Raw genomic sequence first — 25,605 nt, forward strand, 5'->3', positions numbered from 1 at the left:
ATTATATAAATTATACTTGTTGCAAATTCAACGAGGTAAGAATATCAGGATAAAGCTGGCGGTGTTACAGATCAATTATTATTTGGAAGCTTCAAAAGAAATTGGCACGAGTTTTCTTCTCTTTTTTAGTTCCAGGTCAATCCGGTCACATTAAAAATAGATTGATTATTAGTAGCGTTAGGATACATTTGATCATTTGCAGGTGCCATTATACGAATTGGGGAATTCGAAGGACGAACAACTCATCCACAATTTAAACAAATTCATCCCGAAAATTCTAAAATACGTCAATCAACCGAAGAAAACATTTAACTATTTGATCACTTTAGGGAATGAATTAACCATTATAGAGTGTAAATTGTGAGAGAATTTAATTTAAATATATTCCCGGTGTTGGCACTCCCCTTCAAACAAAATCGCTTTGTCCTTTTTGTTATCCATTGGATAACATGGCTTTTCTTGCATTTTGTCATATTTCTGCCGACACTAGTGAACATGACAAAGTTTACCACCGAGCAGTTCTTTTTTAATCATTTTGCACTCATCACCCTCAACTTTCTTCTCTTTTACGTAACTGCCTTTCACATTATATCCCTGATTGGAACGTTGCAGAAAAAATGGTTCTGGGTGCTACTGGGGTCTTTGCTATTAACGATCGCTTTCACCTATTTCAAATTCCGGCTTGAAGTCTATAACACCGAATATCTTTTAAGTAAAACTCTTTTTAATAATGTGTTACAAAGAAAAGCTCCAACACAGTCACTGGGGTTTTTCAGCTATCGCTTCAGGAGTTATTTTCAGCTTAACATTTTAACAAACTTCTCGATCGTTGTCGTGGGTTTTGCATATCGCCTTTTGCTAAGCTGGATGCAGGGAGAAAAGATCAGGAAGGATCTGGAAACCCAAAAGCTACGAACAGAACTGTCTTATCTGAAAATGCAAGTTAATCCTCATTTTCTCTTTAATGCTTTGAACAATATCTACTCCCTCGCTGTAATTGAGGAAAGTACAAGAACCGGCAACAGCATTTTGAAGCTTTCAGAGCTCATACGGTATATGCTATACGAAAAAGAGGATGATTCAAACAAGGTGAGTCTGCACAAGGAACTAAGGCACATTAACAGCTATATTGATCTGGAGAAACTGCGCCATTCTGAAGATGTCTATATCAATTTTTCAATAGAAGGTGATATTTCGGGCAAAAGAATTGTCCCTTTGCTACTGTTCCCGTTAATTGAAAATTCATTCAAACACGGAATAATTTCTGACTGTAAGAAACCTGTGGTCATTGAATTAACAGTAACTGATGAGAAACTTAAGTTTCATATCGCCAATTACAACAACAACTACCAAAAAGATAAAGTGGGGGGCATTGGCCTGCAAAATGTGAAAAAACGGCTTGACCTTATCTATCCAAATAACCATACTTTCGACATTCAACACACGAATGATATGCATATCGTAAATTTAATTTTACCTTTATAGCAATAACGCGAAGTATGCTAAAGTGCACTATTATCGATGATGAGCCTCTTGCAACCACGTTGCTGGAAAATTACATCAGCAAGGTTCCTTTTCTTGACTTGGTGAAAACCTATAATAACCCAATGGATGGACTGATTGATTTCAACTCCAACCCTGTTGATTTGATTTTTCTCGACATACAAATGCCGCAGTTAACCGGAATCCAGTTTATGAAGCTGCTGCAAAACCGTGCACAGGTTATTATCACTTCAGCCTATGAGGAGTATGCAATTGAGGGATTTGAACACAATGTAACGGACTATTTGCTGAAGCCGATTTCATTTGAAAGATTTTACAAAGCGGTTGAAAAAGCATACAACCGGACCAACCCAACGCAAAAAATAGAAGGCGGTCCCGACCTGCATGCCCCTACCGGCGGCTATATTTTTATAAAAGTGGAAACAAAAATGGTAAGGGTGGAGCTGGATGATATTTTGTATATCGAAGGTTTAAAAAACTATGTTTCCATTCACACAAAAACACAACGCATTGTTACATTACAGGTGATGAAACAATTGGAAAAGGTGTTGCCTCCCAACCGGTTCGTTAGGGTACATAAATCATACATTGTTGCGCTAGACAAAATTGTTTCAATCGAACGCCAGGAAGTGAGTATTAAGGACCAGATCATTCCTATAGGTGTTACTTACCAGGAAAGTTTTTTCAAACTGCTTGAGTCGAGGAAAGCGTAGGGGCGAATTGCATTCGCCCTGCCGCACTGAAACATTTATCTGTCATTCATTCGGATGCTACAAGGGCGAATGCGATTCGCCCCTACTCTGTTCTCAAACTCTTCACAGGATTGGCAGATGCGGCTCTCATCGCCTGGTAAGCAATTGTAACAAATGCAACCAGCGTGATCAATAATAATGGCAGGAAGAAAAACCAAAGGCCTATGCGAATGTGAAAAGCGTAATCTTTCAGCCAGCTTTGAAGCAGTAAGTATGCAATCGGAATAGCGATCAATCCTGCATAGAGCATTAGCTTGATATAGTCCTTAGTAACAAGTGCAGTGATCTGTGCAATATTTGCGCCGAGCACTTTTCTTATGCCAATTTCTTTTGTTCGTTTTGCAATACTGTACAATGACAAACCGAGCAAACCGAGATTGGCAATAATAATCGCCAGCACCGTGAACCACCATAGCACAGTAGAAAACAACTGATCATCTTTATACTGGCGATTGAAAAATTCGTCTAGGAAAAAGTATTGCAACGGACTCTGCGGAAAGGCAGCGCTCCATGTTTGCCTGGCCTGCGCCATTACTTGTTCAATATTGTTTGTTTTCAACTTCAGGGAAAAGTTGTTCATATCAATATGCCTGTTTGGATAATAAATCACAGGATCATAACTATACCGCAATGATTGCTGATGGTAGTCATTCATTACGCCTACGATCTTACACATGGTGCCGTTGGCTGCCTGAAGCTGTTGATTAATGGCTTCAGCAGGCTTTGCAAACCCAAATACTTTTGCGGCTGTTTCATTTACAATAATACTTACAGGCTGTGTGGTGTCGGTACCAAAAGCTTTGTCTTTATCAAAATTTCTTCCGGCCAAAATGCTCAGACCAAAATGCGGAACAAAATATTCATCTATGCCAAAAGTCCTGCAGCGCTTGTCATCATTGGAGGACAATAATCTGAAACCTTCTGAGCTTCCTACTTCTCCACCGGGAACGTCAGTAGAAACTGTTACATATTCAACGCCCGGAATTTGTTGCAGGTCGTGTATTGCCTTTTCAACTATAAGATTTTTACTGCTATCCATGTCAACAGTCTGTTGCAATACAAGCGTTTGATCTATATTAATGCCAAGATCGCGGCTGCTCATAAACTTCAACTGTTTGTAAAAACCAATGGCGCTTCCGATTAAAATGATGGCGATTGAATACTGAAGGATCACAAGTGACTTCCTAAAAAACGCTCTGTCTTTTATTGTTGCGCCTCCAGCGGCAGACTTAAGTGTTTGCACCGGTCGGAATGAAGACAAGACAAAAGCGGGATAAAAACCTGCGACTAGTGTACTAACGACAAACAAGGCGATTATTCCCAACCAGAATATCCAGTTGTTTGTTTGTAGAGCGGCTGCATCCTGGTTAATAAGCCTCGCGAAGAACGGCAATGACAATTTGAAAAAGATCAACCCCAAAACGATTGCCATCATGTTTACCAAAAATGTTTCAGCGAGGAATTGCCGCACCAGTTGTTGCGTTGATGCGCCAACGACTTTGCGTACACCCACTTCTTTGGAGCGTTCCAATGAATGTGCCGTTGAAAGATTCACGTAGTTGATCAATGCAATCAGCAAGATGAATAAGGCCGCAATGCCCAAATACTTTAGGTAAGAAAGATTACCGCTACCAGCCATTTCATAATCATAATTGGATTTTGTATGAATGTCTTTTAGCGGTTGTAAATTAAACGAGACACTGTAGCCGTTTTTCCTCATAAGGTCCCCCATATAACGATCAGTGAATGCGGGCATTTTCTTTTGCAACGCGGCGGCGTCAGTTCCCGGCTTCAACAAGAGATAGGTGTAAAAGTCACTCCAAGTCCAGCTTTTATCAGCACCTCCCCTGGTTAGCTGAATGTATTTGTTGTAGTTAAGAAGAATGTGAAATTGAAGATGAGCGTTTGCGGGAATGTCTTCCAGCACAGCCGTTACTTTGTAATCTTCATGATCATAACGCAAAAGTTTGCCAACAGGATTTTCGCTACCAAAATATTTCTGTGCGGTGGAATGCGTAATGACCGCGTCGTTCAATTGTGTAAAAGCATTGACAGGATCGCCTTTTTCAAAAGGGAAAGTAAACACATTGAACACACCAGGATCAACATAATAAACCATTCCATTTTCAACGATCTTTTGATCTTCATACTGCACCACACCCCAACGTCTTCTAAAGCGCACAATTTCTTCTATTTCAGGAAAATCCTTTTTCATGGCCGGAGCTAGTGCAGGAAATGTAAACGCAAATGTTTGCGGTTTACCGTTAGTTTCGCTTATTACCATCGGCACACGATAAATGCGATCCTTGTTGACATTGAATGTATCAAAACTATATTCAAAGCGCAGATAGCTTATGATCAGCAGAAATGCTGCAATACCTATTGAAAGACCCGATATATTAATAAAGGAAAAAATCTTGTTCTTAAGAAGATTTCTCCACGCAGTTTTGAAATAGTTCCTGATCATACCTGTTTTTTTAGCAAGGTGTTGTTATTGATATAGAACTTGCCAAAAAAATGCCAATCGTTTTAAACATTGCAAGTCAATTGTTTAGTGAAGAAGCTCCTCGGAACATGTACGATTTTGATACAACAAAACGTTCAGTATTGATCAATAACAGAATAACTGAGTAACTGAATAACTGAAATTCAAAGTCGCCCTTGCATCGATAGTTCAACCATTCAATTAGTCGATTGGTCAACACTCATTATCTTCGCAGCTTTATATTACCCGACTCCTAAACATTTACATCGTGCGCCTTTTAAAGAAAACACTCAAGTACATTGGTATCTTCATTGCAGGCTTTATTGCATTTGTAATCATTTACCTTCTTTCCGCATATGGTTTGGCGAAAATTGCTGTGAACAAAAACCCTCAGCCTTCAAGCGATGTGACAATTTATATTTTGACAAATGGCGTTCACACAGACATTGTTGTTCCATCCAAGAACGAACAATTCGATTGGACAAAGGAAATTTGTTTTGCAAATACACATTTGAAAGATACAGCCGGCATGCAATATCTTGGACTTGGCTGGGGAGATAAAGGCTTCTATCTGCAAACACCAACATGGGCAGACCTGAAATTCAGTGTTGCGTTTAAAGCGGCATTTGGATTAAGCACCACCGCGATCCACGCTACCTACCACAACCGTTTGCCATCGGATTCGACTTGCAAGAAGATCATGATCAGCAAAGAGGAATACAGCAAATTAATCAACTACATTACTAACAGTCTTCAACATGACGCAACGGGTCATGTCATGCATATCGTTACCAATGCCAATTACGGCAATAGCGACGCTTTCTATGAAGCGAAAGGAAGTTACAGCATGTTCCACACCTGTAATACGTGGGCAAATAACGGCCTTAAAAGTTGTGATCAAAGAGCCTGTTTATGGACGCCTTTCGATAAAGGCATTTTTCAGAAGTATGAGTAATCGTTTAAACCATGAACCAATCAAGACTCTGTTTCCATTTCTTTTTATCTGTCTTCAATATAGTATGTGCCATTAGCATCTGTGAGATTGGGATTTTTCAGAAATACGATTAATAGACTTAATCATGAATCAGTCAAAGGCCTTTTTCTATTTAGCCATATTCAATGTATTGATTGCGTTAACTGTTATAGCGGATTGCCACTTTCTTCCGCGAAAAATAGTAAACGAAAAATTCGATTTCGTGTCAGACATTGAAAGCAGATCAAGAAACAGCAGCCATCACACAATATACTTTGTTTGTAAATCTGGCAGAAAATACCAGGTTCCAGAGCATTTCCGTTTCGAGCTAAATAAAGACTCAAGCCTGGTCATTGAGCAATCTGTTATTTTTCAAATTCCAATGACAATGTCTTCTCCGTCTGCTTCTCTGCAAAACGCGTCAGTTATCGATCAAATAGACAATCCGCTGTTCCTGGGGGTAATGATTGGCTTGATAATTACTTCGCTTTGGGTGATAGTGAGCAAAAGAACTTTTTCAAAATCTGGCTACGATTTTACACTTTTCTGTATTGCTTTTTACGTTGGATTCATCATGATAGTTTTCTGGTAAAATGCAATAACAATGCGGGAGACATCTATCTTAGGTTATTTCCAAAACATGCATTGGCTCAGCATTCTTTACCACAACCACCACTCCGCTCCAAACCCTATGTACTGCCCAAAGCTTTTGCTGCCGGACTGTTGCAGATAGTCAGAATAAAGATTGTCGCTGGCAAATTTGTTGTAGAAAGCAATTTCATAAATGAATCTTAACTGCGGCCTGCTCCAGACGTCACGCTTAGCGAAGGGCACAATGGTTGGAATAATACCAAACTTAAACATCGTGGCATAAGGCTGCGTACCATCTTTGCGGGCGGCATAGTTCGCCTCATGCATCAGGTGGAACCAATTGGTGATGTACCACGTTCCCCGGAAGCCAACGGCAATATCTGTTTTGCGGTTAAACACCAGCCTGCCCATGAAGTCCGGCGCTTTATTACTGCTGTCTGCCGCACCTCTGCTCTGGGTGTAGATTCCATAAGCGTTAAGAGAATAGTCGCGATTGAAGTTGGCCAAAAAATGTTCCGTCAGTGCAATGGAAGACGCTTTGTTAAACTTTTGGGTTTTAATATTTGGCGCTCCGTAAGTAAGGAAGGTCCTGGAACCGCCCCCATCACCGCCATTTGCAATGCCATATCCATACCTTATCGAAAACTGTTGAAAAGAACCTGCGAGTAATTTCTTTAGCTCTATCTGGTGTTTAACGCCCAGCACAAAACCGACATCTGCCGGGTAATTATAATTGGCCGTATCGTTTTTTGTGGCGTTGTTCAGTTTGTGAAACTCACCCATTAGCTTTATTTGTCCATACTTGTTGAATAGCTGCTGTTCTATAATGTAGACTTGTCTGCCACGAAGTCCCAGCACCGGTGTAGAATCGCGGACGTTCAGATAAAAATAAGGAGGAACCGAACTATTGGTGTCCACTGCGCCTGGAAGCATTACAGAAAATTGTGTGTTCTTATATTTCACACCCACTCCCTGGCTGCTGTGATCATCAAAATGAAAGTAGTCGATAATGTGAATATCGCCTCCTCTAAAATAACGGGCACCGATCCACGCGGACCAATCGGAACCTGCAATTTTCTTTGCCTCCACATATAACTCAGGAATCGTGGTGGTGATGCTGCCGTATGATTTCGAAGTGCTGTTTCCAATCAACTGGCCCTGTGTGGGAAAGAATCCAAATCGAATTTGGGCGTCCAGCGTGGAGGTATCTTTGTTTGCCGTTCCCGGAAAAAAATGAAAGGCTGTACCAAGCTCAAAATAGTCTCCCTGTTCCAGCCTGCCGCCAACTGCGCCCATGCCTTTCAAATTAAGACTGCGGCCCACTTTACCGGTAACATCAGGCGCCCAGCCGACTCCTACGCGGCCGTAAGAGCCGAGCGAAAAATACTTGTTTTGGATAACAGGTTCCTGCGCCCTAGCGGTAAACGTTAGGATAATTGCAATGCAAGTGTATACAACAGGCAAGAATGAGCGGCCCATGGCGTAGGATTTGGACTAATAACAAACCAGTGCCGATTGAGTTTAATTTCCCGAAAAGTTTTCATGAGGGCGATTTCACGCCCGCCTGAATGACTTTAGTCGGGCAGGCAAAGGCGCAAAGGTTAGGAACAAAGGTGCAACGGAAAATGGAAACTAAGCATTTCACTTTCTGCCCTTATGCCCTTCGCTCCTTATGCAACTTTGCATGAAATACTTCGCCGCGCCGTTGCACCGCTGCGTTCGCTGCGTGAAATCATTTCGCATTGCGGTATTCAATTTAGCTGAGTATATTCGGTTGATATCAAACGAATATTATGTTTCTCTTCTCTTACGACAAGTTCGATTTTTGGCCCATATACCAGACGATCATTCGCTTTTATCCCCTCGGCATAAAAAAAGATGAAACGAAATTCTTTTTTGAATATCCGGGATATAAAGAATTAAGAAAAATTATTACTGACGAGATTGTCGATAAAACGCAATTTGAACACTGGAACAATTTTACCAACCAGATCGCAAAAGAAACAGGCAAATATGTTTTTGGGACAACTAACATCTTGAATCCCTGCTTAAGCTCCTATATAGAACTTGAAAAAAACATAGCAGACAATTTAATCAGAACAAAAGAGCTTCATTTCTATGTCAGTTTACTGGGGCCTTTTTACACAGTATTTGGTCAGGACAAAAACACGGTAAAGATGGAAGACAATGACAGTTACCATAGCACTAATTACTTTGCCGTTTCTCCCGAAAATGAATTCGCAGAAGGCTTCAACATCGTTTGCGAAAAGATAGAGAAACAATTCAAAGGATTTCGTTTTGTTCCCTTCCACATTTACCAGCAAAAAGTGGAAGGCCTGTTCATTCATAACTGGAACGAAAATGCCACGAGCTCCGTTTTTCACGCTCTATTCAACAATTCAATTGATTTTGACAACGTGCGAACCCTTGGTAAAGAATTTTATAAATCTGAAGACTGGATAAAAGAAGGTTATGTAGACACAGGTGCAAAATGGATCAGTTATCCTCCTGATAGACGGCATACTTAGTGAATTGCGGTGTTCTTTTTCTTATCTACAACTAAATAGTCGAACCGTAGATTTTCAACCTTACCCTGCAATCGTCAACCATTCAGTTACTCAGTTATTCTTCTTCGCGATATCCTTCGCAATCTTCTTCGCATCCTGTGCAATCTCCCGTATCTGTCCTGTCGGACTTATCCAGTAGCCGCAAAAATACAAGCCGTCTTTTCCAAAATAATTTTGATGATCTACACTGACCAGCAAATCATCGAAACGCTCTTTTTCTACACTCACAATTTTCTCATCAACACTGCGATAACCAACAGCAGCAATGATTGCATCAAATTTAGCCACCCTCCCGTTTTTGAAATACACTATATTGCCGGTGATGTGATCAATGCCTCCCTCCACTTGTATGTTACCCTGCCGGATATGCTTAACCGTTCCAATATCGAGCACTGGCGCTTTGTGATCTTTTTGGATTTGCCTCAACGGACCGTATGGCATTGGCTGCAGGCCAAGTCTGCTGATGTCACCGATCAACAATTTCATCAATGGCTTGCTGATCAAATCTGCAACTGCAGGTTGCAAAGGATTCAATAAAATACTTATCTCCAGAATAGGAATTCCGAGTACATCACGCGGCACAATGTTAACAGGTGAACGAGCAGACATAACAGGCTTTGCCCCCTGCTCGTACAGGTCCATAGCTATTTCACACGCGGAGTTGCCAAAGCCAACAACCAACACTTTCTGTCCTTTAAAATCTGCACCGGTCTTGTATTCGCTGCTGTGCATAATTCTTCCGGGAAATGTTTCCATTCCTTTGAAGAATGCCGTTTTGGGCTCTCCAAAAGCACCGGTAGCCATCACCACAAATTTCGATTCTATACTTTCTTTGTTTGTCCGCGTTACCCACACATCGTTTACCCGCTTTACGGAAAAAGCTTCCATGTTAAAAAGAGGCTTGATATCAAAGGCAGATCTGTAGTCGTTTAGATACTCTATAACTTGTTCTTTCGCCGGATATCGCGGCACATTGCTATTAAATTTTTTGTAGGGTAAATGAGAAAATCTTTTACTCGTGTGCAGGTGCAATCGATCGTAGTGCCTGTGCCATGGAGCAGCAATACAGTTATCCTTTTCTATAATAGTGTATTCTATCTCCTGCTTTTGTAAAGAACCTGCAACGGCCAAACCTGCAATGCTTGCGCCAATTACAAGCGTGTTGGTGACCATAGGAAAAAATTAATAGTTATTAAAGAGTAGTTACCGCAGCAGCATTCGTTAGCGACTAGATGTCATGGTTTTTCGGGGGTTTATTGGCGTTCGTTTTTTCCCAGTTATAACAAGATACAAAACTTAGGCAGAATTTATGCACACACGGCCGGCCAGCTTATGAATGGCTTTTATTTTCCACATTTTTTGCTTAAATTCATGATAGAGCGTGACCGACATCATTGAGAACCCGACTAGTTTTCCGCTATTTACACCTCTTAAAACTAACGATCATGCGTACGAAAAAACTGCCAGATGACTTTGAGTACATTCCTGAAATGTACGAAGATGATTTCTATCCTCCATTCCTGGTCGACAAACTTAAAGTCGTCATTAAAGAAACTGTCGACCAACTTGAAAAGGGCCATCTTTCTAACACAGATATCCAGGAATTGTTTGACAAAATGATCACAAAGACAAATGATCTGCAAGACGAGTTTTTGGAACACGACAGCGAGTTCGACACCGTCGCCCTTGAATCTATTGAAATGACAATAGACAGAATTTTAAAGCACTTTGAAATAACATTGAATGTGGAAGAAGCGATTAGGGAGAGAGACTGGTAATTTAATTGAAAATATTGTCGTTCCTTTTTCTTCAACTCGCTATTTTTTTAAACGCTTAGTCGGGAAGGCGGCATTTGTCTTTCAATTTAACATCCTTGCGTCGCACTCTTCAACTGAAGAATATATGTTGAACAGAGTTTTCGTAACAACATTACTTCCTGATGATTAGAATTACTTCAGTTGAAGAGTGCGACGCAACCAAAGTCCAATCAAAGATATGTAGCTGACCTCCCCAAAAAAAACTCGCCAACTCGAAACTTCAAATACTCCCTCCGACATTTTACTCCGGCAATCATTTTCAACTTTCAATTTTCAATTAGCTAAAACCATACGGCACATACTCATTACTAAAGCTGCCATCATCATTTCTATATCCCGAGTTGGAGCTTATTGGTTTTGTATTAGGTTGCTAGTTATATGCAGTCGTAACTTAAATTTCGGACAACTAACTCAACTCATTATTCAAAACTTTACTTTCCGGCGAAAGTCCGTTTCCAAGATTAAGGGAATGTTACCAACTCAGATTGTACCCGACAAAACACATAATGTAATTATTCGGTTGTGCGTAACCGATAACATCACTTTAACATAACGTCTGGTTAACATAAACTTAACGTCGCGGCTCTACTATTGCGCCCTGAATTTCACAACCAAACTTTTGACAAAAAGAAATGCGGTGCGACGCCTTGATCAGCACTCTCGCTTCATTTCTTACCAAATCAAACTCAAATGAATCTTTCTACCGCAATTTGCTATGGACCCAAAACGCCCGGCAATGCTTGTTTAGCCCCCACTGATTCGTCGGCGGGTGTAAGAAGCAGAAAACAAAAACGAGTTTCTTTTTTGAGCATTATTGCATTGGTACTGCTCTGCGGTGCTTCTTTTGCTCAGCAAAAATTAGTATCCGGCTCAGTAAAAAATGTAGCTGATGACAAACCTGTTGCAGGTGCATCAGTAATGATCAAAAAATCGAAGAAAGGAACGAACACCGACCTTGATGGTGTGTTTAAAATCAGTTGTGCAGAAGAAGACACACTGGTTATTTCTGTAGTTGGTTTTAAAACCAAAGAAATCAAAGTTGGCAAACACAACCAGCTTAGCATTGCACTGCTGGGCGCAGCAACAGACCTGCAGGAAGTGCAGGTTGTAACCGCCCTTGGTATTAAACGTTCCAACAGAGCTCTTGGCTATTCAACAACCACTGTAAAAGGCGAGCAATTAACAGAGTCGATGGCAGGCAACTGGACAGACGCATTGTCTGGTAAGGTAGCTGGTTTGAATCTCATCAGATCAAACAGCGGCCCTGCAGGTTCCAACAAAATCATTCTTCGTGGTGAAAACAACCTGACCGGCGACAACGAAGCGTTGATCGTTGTGGATGGTGTTGTGATCAACCAGGGAAGCGGAAGAAGAACAGCTAACGGAGGAGAAACTGTTTACGGCACAGGTAGTGATAACATGCCGGCGGATTATGGTAGCAACCTGAATGACCTTAACCCTGCAGACTTCGAAGACGTACAAATATTGAAAGGGCCCGGTGCGGCGGCATTGTACGGACAAAGAGGCGCAAACGGAGCCATCATTATTACGACGAAGTCCGGTGGTGGAAGCAAAAAAATGAGTGTAACAATTCGTTCAAATGCCAACGCGGAGAAAGTTAACCGATGGCCCGACCTCCAATACGAATACGGTCAGGGCCTTGCGGGTGCTGATTATTATTCTTGGGGTGCCAGCGAAGGATTAGCAAGTACAAGTGGAACGAGTTCTGCGTACGGCCCAAAATTTAACGGACAAAAATTTTATCAGTTCAACCCAGGGACGCAATCGCAAGATTCAATAAAAACACCATGGGTTCCTTACAAAAATCAAAGCCGTGAATATTTTCAAACCGGTCAAACATATACAAACAGCATCAGCGTTGAAGGTGGTACTGAAAAAACAACAGCAAGATTTGGTCTTACAAATGTTTCCAACAAATGGATACTTCCAAATACAGGCTATAAAAGAAACACCGTTTCTATGTCTGTTAATTCTAAGTTGAGCGACAAACTGACCATCTCTTCTAAAGTTGACTACAACAACAAATGGAGCGACAACTTGCCTGGAGCGGGTTACGGTAACCAGTCAATCATGTACTGGTACATTTTCTGGCAACCAAGCGCTGATCTTAACTGGTTGAAAAACTACTGGCAGAATGGTAAAGAAAATAAAGCTATCGAATATCCATTCAGCTCTTTCCCTGAAAACCCTTATGCTGTTGCATATGAGTTTATCAACAAATCGAACCGCAATGCTGTAACAGGCAACATCCAGGCAACTTACAACTTCACCAAAGAATTGAGCTTGCAGGTAAGAACTTCTTTGGACATGTCTTACGAGCAGCGTGCACAAGAACGTCCGTATGATGCAGGTGCGAAATTTCCGAAAGGAAGCTACCGCACTCAGAACATCTTCTCAATGGAATCAAGTGCTGACTTTTTTCTGAGATATGCCAAGAAGATCAATCACGATTTCGACATCACCGCATCTCTCGGTGGAAGCATGTTGAGAAACAACTACAACAGAGATGAAGTTCGTGCTGATTCACTTACTTATCCTGGCATCTACTCAATGGCTAACGCAGCTGGTCCTTTAGTTAGTATGCCATGGAAAAGCAAATACAATATCAACAGCTTGTATGGTATGATCACTGCGAATTATAGAAATATGATTTACCTTGATGTTACAGGAAGACAAGACTGGAACAGCGTTTTGGCTACACCAACACGTACCGAAAATGCAGGCTTCTTCTACCCTTCAGCTAACCTGAGCTTCATTTTATCTGACGCAGTAAAACTTCCGGAAGCGATCAGTTTTGCAAAACTTAGATTCTCTGCGTCTGGCGTAGGCAGTGGCGGTACAACTCCTTACATCACTTCATTCAACTACACATCTGCTGGAAGCTTGTTCAATGGTGGTTTGGAAAACCCAACAACATTGGCGAACCCAAACCTGAAGCCGCTTAAAACAACTACGTACGAAGCGGGTGCAAATGTTGAGTTCTTCAAAAACCGTTTAGGCTTTGACGTTGCAGTATACCAGGGCAGCACAAAGAACCAGATCCTTCAACGTATCGTTGACCAATCGTCCGGTTACGCAAAATCACTGATCAACATAGGACAGGTTAACAACAAGGGCATTGAGCTTTCAGTAAATGCCACACCGATCGTGAACCCTCATGGTTTCAAATGGACAACAAGCCTTGTTTATTCTAAAAACGTAAACACTATCAAACAATTGGCTGATAGTTCAGTTGTGTTGTACAACGGTCCTACAGGCGGTGCCCAATTGGTGGCACAAGTTGGAGGAAGCATTGGTGACTTGTTTGGCAGAGGCTACGTACGTGCTCCGGACGGACAGGTTGTATATGATGGCACAACAGGTTTTGCATTGATCTCTGATAATGTAAAAAAATTGGGTAACACTAACCCTAAAGGTAAAATTGGTTTGAACAACGATTTCACTTACAAACAGTTCCATATGCACTTGTTGTTTGATGCGCAATATGGTGCGGTAGCGTATTCACTTACACATTACAAACTGGCAGAACAGGGTAAAATCACCAGCACGCTTCCAGGAAGATACAGCGGTATCGTTGGCAATGGCGTAGTGATGGGAAAAGACGGTTCTTATACAAAGAATACAGTTATCGCAACCGATGTCGACAACTACTACCGTTCTCATTTTGGTGTTGACAACGCAGAAGGAAGTACGTTTTCTACAGACTTTATCAAATTCAGAGAGTTAAGCCTGGATTACACCATCAATCCTTCGATAACAAAAAGAATCGGTGTGCAAAAAGTAACCGTAGGCGTTTACGGAAGAGATCTTTTCATTTGGAGCAAATGGCCGGGCTTCGATCCTGAGTTCGGAACATTGAATGGTTCTGACATTCTCCAGGGCTTTGAAATCGGCCAGTTTCCATCTACAAGATCATTCGGAGCTAACATCATTGTTGGTTTGTAACATTATTAAGTGTAATTATTATTTACGATTATGAAGACAACTTTTTATAAATTTTCAACTGCAATAATCGCGTTCAGTGTTGCTCTTACTTCCTGTACAAAAAATTTCACAGAGGTAAACACTGATCCGAACAATACGCCGCACACGCTGCCACAGCAGCTTTTGGCGCCTGCGCTGGCAAGCACTTTAAACTATAACCTGCTAAGAAACCGCAACGTTAACAACGAATTGATGCAGGTGACTGTGGACATGGGTGATGGGCAGGGAGAGGTATTCAGATACGATATCCGCGATAACGTTTCTGACTACTTATACAACGGCTGGTTCACAGATCTTACCAACTATAAAGATCTTTACAAAACTGCCAGTGATTCTCTTACACTCAACACTTCATACATGGGCATCTCTCAGATCTGCCAGGCATGGGTTTACTCTATGCTTACAGATACTTACGGAGACGTTCCCTATTTCCATTCAAACGAAGGAAGAGACAGCTTGAATTTCACTCCTGCTTTTGACAGACAAAAGGACATCTACACAGATATCTTCAAAAGACTGGATGCAGCTGATACGTTGCTGAAAAAAGGAACCGCTATTGTTCCTAACAGCGATCCTGTATACGGTGGAGATGTTAGCAAATGGAGAAAACTCGGCAACTCATTATACCTGCGTTTACTACTGCGCATTTCAGGCAAACAGGATGTTACAGCTGATGTCATCAAGCAGATTCAAACTCGCATTGCAGATACCACCAACCGTCCGATCATGACCAGTAATGCTGAGTCTGCAATTTTGAAATGGACAGGCGGTGCGTTGGTTTCTCCTTATGTAAGTGTGAGGGCGCAAGACTTCAGAGCTCCTGCAATATGCAGCTTCTTTATCGATCACCTTTCTGCATGGAGCAGCCCTTTCATCGACATTCCAACTTATGGCACAAATGGTGTGTGCAGATGGGGCATCGCACCTGCTGCGGGTAACTTCATTGGTGTACCCAGCGGATACTCTCCGGGAACAGGCGCACCAAAAGGCGCTTATTTCTATGCAACCGACCAAACTGTTAACAGTGCCGTTCCGCTTACATTACAAACAGATCCTAACACTGGTATCATCATGACTTACGCTGAATTGAATTTCATCATGGCAGAGTGTATTGCAAAAGGATGGATCAGCGGAAAAGCGGGCGACTACTATAATGCCGGCATTCAAAACTGCATCACACAGTGGATCCCGACATGGAGCAAAAAAATCACAGACTACACAAGTGCTGCTGATATCACCTGGGATGACGCTGCTACTCTGAACGCAAAAATGGAAATGATCCACCTGCAAAAGTATTACGCATTATTCCTTACAGATATGGAGCAATGGTTCGAATACCGCCGCACCGGTCACCCTGTGTTGCCCAAAGGAACAGGCTTGCAAAACGGTGGTGTAATGCCGGCAAGATTAAAATATCCGGTGTACATACAATCAACAAACCCTACCAACTATAAAGCAGCTGTTGCTTCACAAGGAACAGATGCGATCAGCACGCAGGTTTGGTGGCAGAAACCGTAATCAATTGAAAATTGAAAATGATTTTTCAGTGGAGAGTTGTTAATGCAGTTCGTAAAATGACAACAATTTTCAACCTCTCAGAAAAAATGAATTAAGCAGCACACATTTGATACGGAAAACGCCAGGTTCACAAAAAATCCGTGTAAATCAGTTAAATCCGTGTCATCTGTGTGCTAACTCAAAAAAACTAATAATGAAACAAATATTAAAGTATTCCTTCTTCGCGCTATCCTTAGCTTCATTGTGGGGATGCAAAAAAGACGCATATCCGGGCGGTGTTCCGAGCCTTTACATTTCTGTTTTTGACGTGAGACCTTTGTACAAAGGAATAGACGTTATACTTACGCCTGAAAACCTTGGCGGCGCCGACAGTATCGCTGTTATGGTAGTTTCTGATCACTCTGGCAGCAATATGCCGGCAGGTTTAGTAGCGGTGCAGGACGCACGCCGCTTGTCTAAAGTAAGAGGCATCTCCATCGATCTTGGATCTGCTGCAACAAAATATACAACAGGTGATTCGCTGGTGGTTAAAATATCCGGCGGCACTTTGACAAAACCAAATGGCATTCTTAAAATTACCGGTCTTACAGAAAGCAACATCAGAAAGGTCTCTTCAGGAAATGCCATTGCTATTAACCGCATAACAACCGCTCAGGTCCTTGCAACTCCTGACAACTATGAAAGTTCGTTGATCGTTGTCGTAAAAGGCGGTTTCGATCCGCTGCCTGCTCCCGGCGAAACATTGAGCGGCGACAAACAACTGAACGATGGTTTCGGCAGCATCACTTTGCATACAGAAGCAACTGCATCATTTGCAAGCATGCAAGCTCCAGTGCTGGCCAATTTCTATGGAATTGTATTTAACGCCAATGATGGAAAAACAACCAAGCCGACATTGCGTTTGCGTACCGGCAGCGATGTGCAAGTGCTTAGTTCTGTTATCAACATCGCTCCTGTTGTAATTACAGGTTTCCTTGCAGATCCTTACAATGAAAGCAGCAAAAGCGAAGCCAACTATGAGTACATCCAATTGAAGGCTACAAAAGACATCGACTTCTCTAAAACGCCTTTCGCAGTAGTAACTACAAACAATGCAGGTGCCTCTACTCCAGTAGGGAACCCTACTACCGGCTGGGCCACGGGAGGGCTACGTACTTTCAAGTTCAACCTTTTCTCGGGAACTGTTAAGAAGGGAGATTTCTTCTACGTAGGTGGAACCGGAAAGAAAATCAACGGTGAAACTTCTGGTGATATCAGCGCCGCCAAATGGATCAGAACTTTTGACTACACTAAAATTCCGGGCGATGGTTTTGGTGCAGTTACAACAAATATCCTGGCAAACAGTGGAAACGCATCTGGCATCGCAGTATTCGCGGACAGCGCTGTAAACGCAAACTCAGAACCAGTTGACGTTATGTTTATTGGAACCGGTGGTACGATTTACGCTGCGGGCCCACCTGAAATGGGCTACCGTATTACGAACACTGATTTCTATGACATAAAAAATCCGCTTACGTTGAAATCACAAGCATTCAACAGAGCTGGTTCAAATACACTTGCACTTACCTACCCTACGGCAAACATTGGTTACTTTGAGCTGCTGGGCGGTGTGTACGATACGAAACTTGGCAGATGGACGACCGCACGATCTCAAACGAATGTGTTGATTCCTGCAAAGGGCGGCACAATCGACATGATTGAAACCAGCGGAACGCAGGTTAAATAAATTGAAAATTAAAAAGTCAAAAGGTCTTAGGTGCAACTGCGCCTAAGACCTTTTGACTTTTTAATTTTCAATTCAATGTCGTTTAGTTAAGAGGTTTGAAAAAACAAAACTATCTCGCTTGTCATCCCGGGGAACGAGGGATCTGGGTCTAACACTAACGAACTTGATTGGGCGAGACTCAGATCCCTCCTTCGTCGGGATGACAAGCTGTCTTTCTTTCCTGGATATAGCAACCAACTAATCGAAATGTTACTTAACTAAACGACTTTTAATTTTCAATTTTTAATTAGCTACTTTAAGCGGTTCAACATCGTTTTAAATTAACGCAAACGTGCAAACTTTTTACGGAAAGACTTGTTATTCACTCAAATTCCTTTCAGTTTATTGCAGAACAAATACATGTGATTTTGCTTCTAAACATTAACGCAGAACTAATCCTTTGATTACTGTATAGTTATCTTCTTACATCACTTTAAAAAACATTTTGTATGAAAAAGATCATTAGCCATCTTTTGATTATTTCCGCATTTGTATTTGTAGGCCTTTCTGTTTCTGCTCAAATGCCTTCCGCCTCTGAAAGGGCGATGAAACAAACAAACTGGATGAAGTCCAACCTGAAGCTGACCGACGACCAAGCCAATAAGGTGCAGGACGTCAATTTAAAGTATGCCAACAAAATGGATGAACTCCATAAGAGCACTGCTACCAAGCAGGACAAAATGACAAGTATGAAAAGCGATGAAGCAGCAAAAGATGCTGAGTTAAAAGCGATATTAAATGATAGTCAATATCAAACCTATCTGCAAAAGAAAGAGGAAATGAAAAAACAAATGAAGGAAAAGATGAAAGAGAAGAAACAAGCTGCATAGGAAGAAATTAAAAAGTCAAAAAGGTTCCAGTGCAAGTTTACAATCAAAACCTTTTTGACTTTTTGCTTGCATTGACAACGGCCAGGGGATTTCGTAACTTATATGGGCCAAAACTTCTTAATCGTGCAACAGGCACTTAACATTCCGGAAATTATACAGCAAAAAACAAATGCGGCACTAAACGGAAATATTTGTGAAATGGGCGCTGTTTTTGAATTTTTCCGTCCAAGGTTGTATGCACTGGCTCTCAGAATTTGCTCGAATAGCGACACCGCACAGGATGCCGTTCAGGGTACATTCATCGCTGCCTTCACTCATTTACACACCCTTCGAAATAATGGTTCTTTTTATCCCTGGTTGAAACATATTCTTATCAACAGCACCTACCAATTGCTTCGTAAGAAAAAATTTAACCAGTTTAGCGAATCAACGTGCATTAGCGAACAAATGATTTTCCAGTCCGTGCATGCTGCTGTTGAAAAAACATCGTACCAACAACAATTGTATTCGTCGCTCCAGGCACTCTCAGATGAGTTGAGATCATGCGTATTGCTTCGTTATTTCAGCAACTACAATAGTTACGAAGAAATCGCAGCGATACTGTGCATTCCGGTTGGCACCGTTCGCAGCAGGTTATCAGCGGCACGACAAAAGCTTTCGCAGGTCTACAATAAATTCGAAGATGCTGGCGATAAAATTTTAAAAAATGCCAAGGAATGGTCAGGCTACTACTATCGCCTTTGGAGCAATTTGTATGATGATGCATACACTCGCAACGAATTATTTGACCACCTTCATCCTGCTATCAATATTCGCTTCACCAGCGGCAAATACGGCAAAGGGAGACAAATCGTTGAGAAAGAAATAAATGAGGATCTTGTCCTGGGTACGAGGTTCAATGTGCATGATGTTATCAGTTGCGGCAACATTTCTATTATCGAGGGCCCAAACATCAATACGCCTGAATATCCTGACCGCTGCGCCCCTTCTTCCGTATACGTTCTGTTCCGGAATCCGGGCAAGGCGGTAGAAACCATCCACGTTTACGACGCTCCCAGAAAATAATTTTCGCTTCCATCCGAACTTTTTGCATGGGCAATGTATCACTCTAAAAAACATAACCTATGCGCAACAAAATCATTTTACAGGCAATCATCATTGCATTGCTTTCAGCCAATGGTTCTATTCAAACACAGGCACAAAATCAAATGCCAGCAGCGTTCACTAACCTCATGAAGCTCCTTGGAAAATGGGAGGGCAAAGCCACTCTTATGATGGATGGCCAAAAGCATGAATTCACCTATTATGTAGACTTCAAAAAAACCGCAGATGGCAGCGGTTTATACATGGACGAATGGTTCACCGATCCGCAACTTGGCACACTAAAGGGATCAAATCTTGTTGGTTACAACAGCAATGACAACAAGATACATTGGTTCAGCGTTGACAACTTCGGTACAGCCCATGATCACCTGGGCGTTTGGAAAGCTGATAATCATTTTTACATGCAGGCAAATGAAATTCAACAAAAGAAAAAGTTCCTCGAAAAAATTGACCTTGTGTTCAAAGACGATAATACGCTTGAATTTGCTTTGGTAAGTTTTTTGGATAACAAGGAAATAGAAAAAGGCAGCGCGGTTTTTCACAGGACGGAGTAAGTAAATAATTAAAAAGTAAAAACTCAAAAATCAAAAGGTCTTTGGTGCAAGTTACACCCGAGTTTTTTTGACTTTTTTATTTTTACTTTTTAATTTCCACAAATAAGTGTTATTTTGACACTAAACATTTACTTACCCGATCAACAAAATTGAACGCTATCATGAAAAAACGCTTCTTGCCGTTTTTGCTGCTTGCAGCATTGGGCTCGCACGCACAACAAACTGACTACTCCATCACCGGAGTGCCTTTTACACAGGTAAAGCTCAATGATCATTTCTGGCTGCCTCGCATTCAAACCAATCGCACCGTAACCATTCCTGCTTCTTTTCAAAGATGTGAAAGCACAGGACGTGTAAAAAACTTTGAAATGGCTGCAGCGAAATCGGGCAAATTCTGCACCACCTTTCCTTTTGACGACACGGACATTTATAAAACACTGGAAGGAGCTTCGTATTCGCTAAGCGTTTTCCCTGATGCCACTTTATCAAAATACCTTGACACGCTGATTGATAAAATTGCAAAGGCACAAGAACCCGATGGATATTTATATACTGCAAGAACAATAGATCCCGCGCACCCGCACGCATGGGCCGGACAGGAAAGATGGGTGAAGGAAGCTGAGCTTAGCCATGAGCTATACAACGCGGGACATTTATATGAAGCTGCGGTTGCGCACTACCAGGCTACAGGTAAAAAAAACCTGCTGAGCATTGCACTTAAAAACGCTGACCTTGTTTGCTCTGTTTTTGGACCGGGCAAACGTGGCGTGGCGCCAGGTCATGAAATTGTGGAAATGGGTCTTGTGAAATTATATCGTGTAACCGGGGAAAAGAAATACCTGGAGACTGCAAAATTCTTCATTGAACAACGTGGGCAAAGAAAAGATTACGATGCAAAAAATAAGAACCCCTGGAAAAACGGTTCTTACTGGCAGGATGATAAAAGCGTGTACGATCAAACAGAAGCAGAAGGACATGCAGTTCGTGCAGAATATCTGTACTCCGGAATGGCAGACGTAGCGGCACTTACAGGCGATCAAAAAATGATTGCCGCGATTGACAAAATATGGGACAATGTGGTAGGCAAAAAAATGTATGTGCAGGGAAGCGTTGGTGCCATTCCTGATGGCGAGCGCTTTGGTGACAACTATGACTTACCAAACACTACTGCATATAACGAAACTTGTGCAGCCATCGCCGGTGTGTACTGGAACGAGCGCATGTTCATGCTGCATGGCGAATCCAAATACATTGATGTGCTGGAGAAAACTTTGTACAATGGTTTGATCTCAGGAATTGGTCTGGACGGCAAATCGTTCTTCTACACCAACGCCATGCAGATCACCAACAACTTTTCTCACACTGCAATGGAACCCGTTCGCTCAGGTTGGTTCGACTGCTCCTGCTGCCCCACCAACCTCGCAAGATTTATTCCAGCGCTTCCGGGCTATGTATACGCACAAAAAGGAAATGACATATATGTAAATCTGTTCGTGAGTGGCGACGCTTCTGTTAATGTAAATGGCAAACCGGTTCAGATAAGGCAGGAAAACAACTATCCATGGGATGGCAATCTTTCTTTCACCATCGATCCTAAAAAAGCGACACAGTTCAACCTGCTCGTGCGCATTCCGGGCTGGGCAAACAACCAAGCGATACCGTCATCTTTATACAGCTTTCAGAACAATTCAACGCAAAAAACTGTTATAAAAATCAACGGAAATGTGGCAGAATATACCGTTGACAAAGGTTACGCAGTTTTAAACAGAACATGGAAAAAAGGCGACAAAGTGGAAGTGATTTTACCGATGGAAATTAGAAAAGTAGTGGCCAGCAACAACATTAAAAACGATATTAACAAAGTGGCTCTGCAACGCGGCCCCCTTATGTATTGCGGCGAATGGAAAGACAATGACGGACGTGTAAGCAATATTATTCTGCCTGAAGCTTCGTCATTTACAAGCGAATACAATGCCGCCCTACTTAACGGAGTTACGATTCTAAAAGCGAACGTTCCTGCCGTAGACATCAGCAACGACGGTGTAAACGTAAGCACCCGTGCACAGTCTTTTACCGCCATTCCTTATTATGCCTGGGCCAACCGCGGCAAAGGAGAAATGATGATCTGGTTCCCTGAAAAAGTGAAGGACGTGCAGTTGATGGCAAGTGATGAAGCGCTGACACCGGTTGTCAATCACTAACTACCTGTCTTTTAACCGCAAAGGGCGCAAAGGAGTTGGTAGCAAAATAAATAGCCGGCATAAAAGGCGCAAAGGAAGCAAAGACTTACCTCCTTCTTCCTCTTTGCACGCTGGTTTCGGGCATACTTTAGTTCGTGACTTCTTTGCTTTCTTTGCGTCACCTTCGCGCCCTTTGCGGTTGACATTCAAGCGCCAACAACGCTAGTTCTAAAAATATTTTTTTAATTCTCACAATAAGTGTTACTTTGACACTAATATAATTTACGCTTGCCGGATCATTGAGCTTGTCAACCTTCAAAACAGGCATAATTGTCTTGCGGCGCAGATATAAAACAGTTCTAAAAACAATTACAGCAATGACACAGAATGCCTTTGTAATAGGTGTTGACTTTGGCTCAGACTCCGTTCGTTCCATCATCGTGAACGCCCTCAACGGTAAAGAAGTAGCCTCATCTGTTTTTTATTACCCACGCTGGAAAGCCGGTCTTTATTGCGACGCTGCGAACAATCAGTTCAGACAGCACCCTCTTGATTATATCGAGGGAATCGAAAAAACGATCAAAGACTGTTTGGCAAGAGCAGGTGCGGATATAGCTAAAGATGTAAAAGCAATCTCGGTGGATACAACCGGCTCCACTCCTGTTGCAGTTGACGATACCGGAACACCGCTGGCTTTGTTGCCGGAATTTGAAAGCAATCCAAACGCTATGTTTGTATTGTGGAAAGATCACACCTCCACAAACGAAGCGGCGGAGATAAACGACCATGCTACAAAATTCGACACAAACTATCTTCAGTTTGTTGGCGGCATCTATTCATCAGAATGGTTTTGGGCAAAACTCCTGCACATTCTTCGTGTAGACGAAACGGTTAGACAGCAGATCCACTCATGGGTAGAGCATTGCGACTGGATCCCTTTCCTTTTAACAGGAGGAAAAGATATTACGAAACTAAAACGCGGCGTTTGCTCTGCAGGTCACAAAGCTTTGTGGGCGAAAGAATTCGGCGGACTTCCTCCAAATGACTTCTTCGCAACACTGGACCCATTGCTGGATGGATTTACTAAAAATTTATTCAACGATACATATACTTCTTCTGAGGCAGCCGGTCATTTGTCAAACGAATGGGCCAGCCGTCTCGGTCTTACTACAAACGTTGTTGTAGGTATAGGCGCGTTCGACGCACACATGGGTGCAGTGGGTGGACAAATTGAACCATACCATTTAAGTAAGGTTATGGGAACATCAACTTGTGACATGTTGGTTGCTCCTTTTGATGAAGTGGACGGTATATTGGTAAAAGGTATTTGCGGCCAGGTTCCAGGTTCGGTTATCCCGGGCATGATGGGAATGGAAGCTGGACAATCTGCATTCGGAGACTGTTACGCATGGTTCAGAAACCTGTTGTCATGGCCTTTGCAAAATGTTTTGAAAAACAGCAAACTTGCTGATGGACAAACATTGGAAGCACTGATCAACGAGACCACTGATAACATGATCGCTGAGTTGAGCAAACAGGCAGCAAACTTTAAAGTGGACGAAAAAGCAGAACTGGCAACAGATTGGCTCAACGGGCGCCGTACACCGGATGCGAACCAATTATTAAAAGGTACTATCACCGGATTAAATCTCGCAACAGACGCACCTAAATTCTTCCGAGCAATTGTAGAAGCAACATGTTTTGGAGCGAAAGCGATTGTTGACAGATTCAATACAGAAGGCGTTCCTGTAAAAGGTTTGATCGGCCTGGGAGGTGTGGCGAAAAAATCTCCGTTCATCATGCAAATGATGGCAGACGTAATGAACATGCCGATCCGCATTCACAGTTCAGAACAAACCTGCGCATTGGGTGCAGCAATGTTTGCCGCAACAGCAGCTGGCTTGTATGAAAAAGTAGAAGACGCCATGCATGCGATGGGACAAGGCTTTGATGCTGAGTACCATCCAAACGAAGCCTTGGTTCCTGTATATGCGAAACGATACGCAAAATACTTGGAACTTGGTAATGCAACATCCAAAACACCTGTTCAAAGCAAAGTTGCCGCTGTCAATTAATAATTAATAATTAAGAATTAATAGAGCTGCAATCGTTAGTAAATGCCGCTTTCGATACTTTACGGCCAGGAAAAAAAGCATTAGAGACACACGATATTAATTGTTAATTATTAATTATTAATTAAAACCACAAAGCCTCTCATTAATCATAAAAACAAAATGAGCAAATACACGCACATCCAGCAAGCTGCTTACGAAGCAAACATGCAGCTACCAAAGCTAAACCTTGTGATCTTTACATTTGGAAACGTAAGTGCCGCAGACAGAGACTTAGGCGTGTTTGCCATTAAGCCGAGCGGTGTTCCTTACGAGGATCTGACGCCTGCTAAAATGGTGATCGTAGATTTCGAAGGCAAAATAGTAGACGGTAATCTTCGCCCTTCTTCCGATACATTAACCCACGCAGTTTTGTACAAGCACTGGGATAAGATCAATGGCATCGTACACACGCACTCAACATACGCAACTGCGTGGGCACAGGCTCAGCGCGACATTCCGATCTTCGGCACTACACATGCAGATTATACCACCAATGATATTCCCTGTGCTCCGCCAATGGATGATGAAATGATCAAAGGTGATTATGAATACCAAACAGGTTTTCAAATAATGAATTGCTTCAAAGATAAAGGCTTGAGCTACGAAGAAACAGAAATGGTACTTGTTGGCAACCACGCTCCTTTTTCATGGGGTAAAACAGCTGCAAAAGCGGTATACAATAGTGCAGTTTGCGAAGCCGTTGCGAAAATGGCATTCCTAACAGAACAGATCAGACATGACAGCCCACGCCTGAAAGATTCGCTTATTCAAAAACACTTTGAACGCAAGCATGGTCCAAACTCTTATTACGGACAATAAATAAAAAACACCTCACACATAAACAATC

The 25,605-nt window shown here is 42.1% G+C and carries 18 protein-coding genes; 15 read left to right on the top strand and 3 right to left on the bottom strand.

What is annotated here, in order from left to right:
• The first annotated feature begins 495 nt into the window (after positions 1-495).
• Complete coding sequence (locus tag QJ048_RS16965) at positions 496-1,485, top strand: sensor histidine kinase (RefSeq protein WP_282335596.1); 990 nt, start codon at positions 496-498, stop codon at positions 1,483-1,485.
• A gap of 14 nt (positions 1,486-1,499) precedes the next feature.
• Positions 1,500-2,216, top strand: a complete 717-nt coding sequence (locus QJ048_RS16970) for a LytR/AlgR family response regulator transcription factor (protein ID WP_282335597.1) — start codon at positions 1,500-1,502, stop codon at positions 2,214-2,216.
• A gap of 82 nt (positions 2,217-2,298) precedes the next feature.
• Here the strand turns inward: QJ048_RS16970 and QJ048_RS16975 are convergent, their stop codons facing one another.
• A complete protein-coding gene (locus tag QJ048_RS16975) occupies positions 2,299-4,722 on the bottom strand; it encodes an ABC transporter permease (RefSeq protein ID WP_282335598.1) in 2,424 nt (807 codons plus the stop codon).
• Between the two features lie 286 nt (positions 4,723-5,008).
• Between QJ048_RS16975 and QJ048_RS16980 the strand changes: the two genes are divergently transcribed.
• Positions 5,009-5,695 (top strand): TIGR02117 family protein, encoded by a 687-nt coding sequence (locus QJ048_RS16980; RefSeq protein ID WP_282335599.1) that lies wholly within the window; start codon positions 5,009-5,011, stop codon positions 5,693-5,695.
• Positions 5,696-5,819: 124 nt separating this feature from the next.
• Positions 5,820-6,305 carry a hypothetical protein gene (locus QJ048_RS16985; RefSeq protein ID WP_282335600.1) on the top strand — a complete coding sequence of 162 codons (486 nt, stop codon included), beginning with the start codon at positions 5,820-5,822 and terminating at the stop codon, positions 6,303-6,305.
• A 68-nt stretch (positions 6,306-6,373) separates the two neighbouring features.
• Here the strand turns inward: QJ048_RS16985 and QJ048_RS16990 are convergent, their stop codons facing one another.
• Complete coding sequence (locus QJ048_RS16990) at positions 6,374-7,783, bottom strand: carbohydrate porin (RefSeq protein WP_282335601.1); 1,410 nt, start codon at positions 7,781-7,783, stop codon at positions 6,374-6,376.
• Between the two features lie 314 nt (positions 7,784-8,097).
• Here QJ048_RS16990 and QJ048_RS16995 point away from each other — a divergent pair, with 314 nt between their 5' ends.
• On the top strand, positions 8,098-8,832 hold the full coding sequence (locus tag QJ048_RS16995; RefSeq protein ID WP_282335602.1) for a hypothetical protein: 735 nt from the start codon (positions 8,098-8,100) through the stop codon (positions 8,830-8,832).
• 90 nt (positions 8,833-8,922) lie between these two features.
• Here the strand turns inward: QJ048_RS16995 and QJ048_RS17000 are convergent, their stop codons facing one another.
• Positions 8,923-10,044, bottom strand: a complete 1,122-nt coding sequence (locus tag QJ048_RS17000) for a flavin-containing monooxygenase (protein WP_282335603.1) — start codon at positions 10,042-10,044, stop codon at positions 8,923-8,925.
• Positions 10,045-10,316: 272 nt separating this feature from the next.
• Here QJ048_RS17000 and QJ048_RS17005 point away from each other — a divergent pair, with 272 nt between their 5' ends.
• The 10 genes from QJ048_RS17005 (at position 10,317) to QJ048_RS17050 (ending at position 25,577) form a co-directional block, all read left to right on the top strand.
• On the top strand, positions 10,317-10,649 hold the full coding sequence (locus tag QJ048_RS17005) for a DUF5713 family protein (RefSeq protein WP_282335604.1): 333 nt from the start codon (positions 10,317-10,319) through the stop codon (positions 10,647-10,649).
• Between the two features lie 729 nt (positions 10,650-11,378).
• The gene (locus QJ048_RS17010) at positions 11,379-14,654 is read left to right on the top strand and encodes a SusC/RagA family TonB-linked outer membrane protein (protein WP_282335605.1); all 3,276 of its coding nucleotides are present in this window, start codon (positions 11,379-11,381) and stop codon (positions 14,652-14,654) included.
• A gap of 30 nt (positions 14,655-14,684) precedes the next feature.
• Complete coding sequence (locus tag QJ048_RS17015; RefSeq protein WP_282335606.1) at positions 14,685-16,211, top strand: SusD/RagB family nutrient-binding outer membrane lipoprotein; 1,527 nt, start codon at positions 14,685-14,687, stop codon at positions 16,209-16,211.
• 193 nt (positions 16,212-16,404) lie between these two features.
• Positions 16,405-17,937, top strand: a complete 1,533-nt coding sequence (locus QJ048_RS17020; RefSeq protein WP_282335607.1) for a DUF5689 domain-containing protein — start codon at positions 16,405-16,407, stop codon at positions 17,935-17,937.
• A gap of 488 nt (positions 17,938-18,425) precedes the next feature.
• Entirely contained in the window at positions 18,426-18,806 is a 381-nt protein-coding gene (locus QJ048_RS17025) for a hypothetical protein (protein WP_282335608.1), read from the top strand.
• 123 nt (positions 18,807-18,929) lie between these two features.
• Positions 18,930-19,871: an RNA polymerase sigma factor gene (locus tag QJ048_RS17030; RefSeq protein ID WP_282335609.1), complete on the top strand. Its 942-nt coding sequence runs from the start codon at positions 18,930-18,932 to the stop codon at positions 19,869-19,871.
• Between the two features lie 59 nt (positions 19,872-19,930).
• Positions 19,931-20,464, top strand: a complete 534-nt coding sequence (locus QJ048_RS17035; protein WP_282335610.1) for a hypothetical protein — start codon at positions 19,931-19,933, stop codon at positions 20,462-20,464.
• Positions 20,465-20,625: 161 nt separating this feature from the next.
• A complete protein-coding gene (locus tag QJ048_RS17040; protein WP_282335611.1) occupies positions 20,626-22,665 on the top strand; it encodes a glycoside hydrolase family 127 protein in 2,040 nt (679 codons plus the stop codon).
• 356 nt (positions 22,666-23,021) lie between these two features.
• Positions 23,022-24,719 carry a ribulokinase gene (locus QJ048_RS17045; RefSeq protein ID WP_282335612.1) on the top strand — a complete coding sequence of 566 codons (1,698 nt, stop codon included), beginning with the start codon at positions 23,022-23,024 and terminating at the stop codon, positions 24,717-24,719.
• A 159-nt stretch (positions 24,720-24,878) separates the two neighbouring features.
• Entirely contained in the window at positions 24,879-25,577 is a 699-nt protein-coding gene (locus tag QJ048_RS17050; RefSeq protein ID WP_282335613.1) for an L-ribulose-5-phosphate 4-epimerase, read from the top strand.
• Positions 25,578-25,605: the final 28 nt, after the last annotated feature.

The sequence above is a fragment of the Pinibacter soli genome, assembly GCF_029961145.1.
Taxonomy (GTDB): Bacteria; Bacteroidota; Bacteroidia; order Chitinophagales; family Chitinophagaceae; genus Pinibacter; species Pinibacter soli.

Excerpts from the sequence above, each read along its gene's own strand:
- QJ048_RS16965 (WP_282335596.1), top strand. The coding sequence starts at position 496 with ATGACAAAGTTTACCACCGAGCAGTTCTTTTTTAATCATTTTGCACTC.
- QJ048_RS16970 (WP_282335597.1), top strand. The coding sequence starts at position 1,500 with ATGCTAAAGTGCACTATTATCGATGATGAGCCTCTTGCAACCACGTTG.
- QJ048_RS16975 (WP_282335598.1), bottom strand. The coding sequence starts at position 4,722 with ATGATCAGGAACTATTTCAAAACTGCGTGGAGAAATCTTCTTAAGAAC.
- QJ048_RS16985 (WP_282335600.1), top strand. The coding sequence starts at position 5,820 with ATGAATCAGTCAAAGGCCTTTTTCTATTTAGCCATATTCAATGTATTG.
- QJ048_RS16990 (WP_282335601.1), bottom strand. The coding sequence starts at position 7,783 with ATGGGCCGCTCATTCTTGCCTGTTGTATACACTTGCATTGCAATTATC.
- QJ048_RS16995 (WP_282335602.1), top strand. The coding sequence starts at position 8,098 with ATGTTTCTCTTCTCTTACGACAAGTTCGATTTTTGGCCCATATACCAG.
- QJ048_RS17000 (WP_282335603.1), bottom strand. The coding sequence starts at position 10,044 with ATGGTCACCAACACGCTTGTAATTGGCGCAAGCATTGCAGGTTTGGCC.
- QJ048_RS17005 (WP_282335604.1), top strand. The coding sequence starts at position 10,317 with ATGCGTACGAAAAAACTGCCAGATGACTTTGAGTACATTCCTGAAATG.
- QJ048_RS17010 (WP_282335605.1), top strand. The coding sequence starts at position 11,379 with ATGAATCTTTCTACCGCAATTTGCTATGGACCCAAAACGCCCGGCAAT.
- QJ048_RS17015 (WP_282335606.1), top strand. The coding sequence starts at position 14,685 with ATGAAGACAACTTTTTATAAATTTTCAACTGCAATAATCGCGTTCAGT.
- QJ048_RS17020 (WP_282335607.1), top strand. The coding sequence starts at position 16,405 with ATGAAACAAATATTAAAGTATTCCTTCTTCGCGCTATCCTTAGCTTCA.
- QJ048_RS17025 (WP_282335608.1), top strand. The coding sequence starts at position 18,426 with ATGAAAAAGATCATTAGCCATCTTTTGATTATTTCCGCATTTGTATTT.
- QJ048_RS17035 (WP_282335610.1), top strand. The coding sequence starts at position 19,931 with ATGCGCAACAAAATCATTTTACAGGCAATCATCATTGCATTGCTTTCA.
- QJ048_RS17040 (WP_282335611.1), top strand. The coding sequence starts at position 20,626 with ATGAAAAAACGCTTCTTGCCGTTTTTGCTGCTTGCAGCATTGGGCTCG.
- QJ048_RS17045 (WP_282335612.1), top strand. The coding sequence starts at position 23,022 with ATGACACAGAATGCCTTTGTAATAGGTGTTGACTTTGGCTCAGACTCC.
- QJ048_RS17050 (WP_282335613.1), top strand. The coding sequence starts at position 24,879 with ATGAGCAAATACACGCACATCCAGCAAGCTGCTTACGAAGCAAACATG.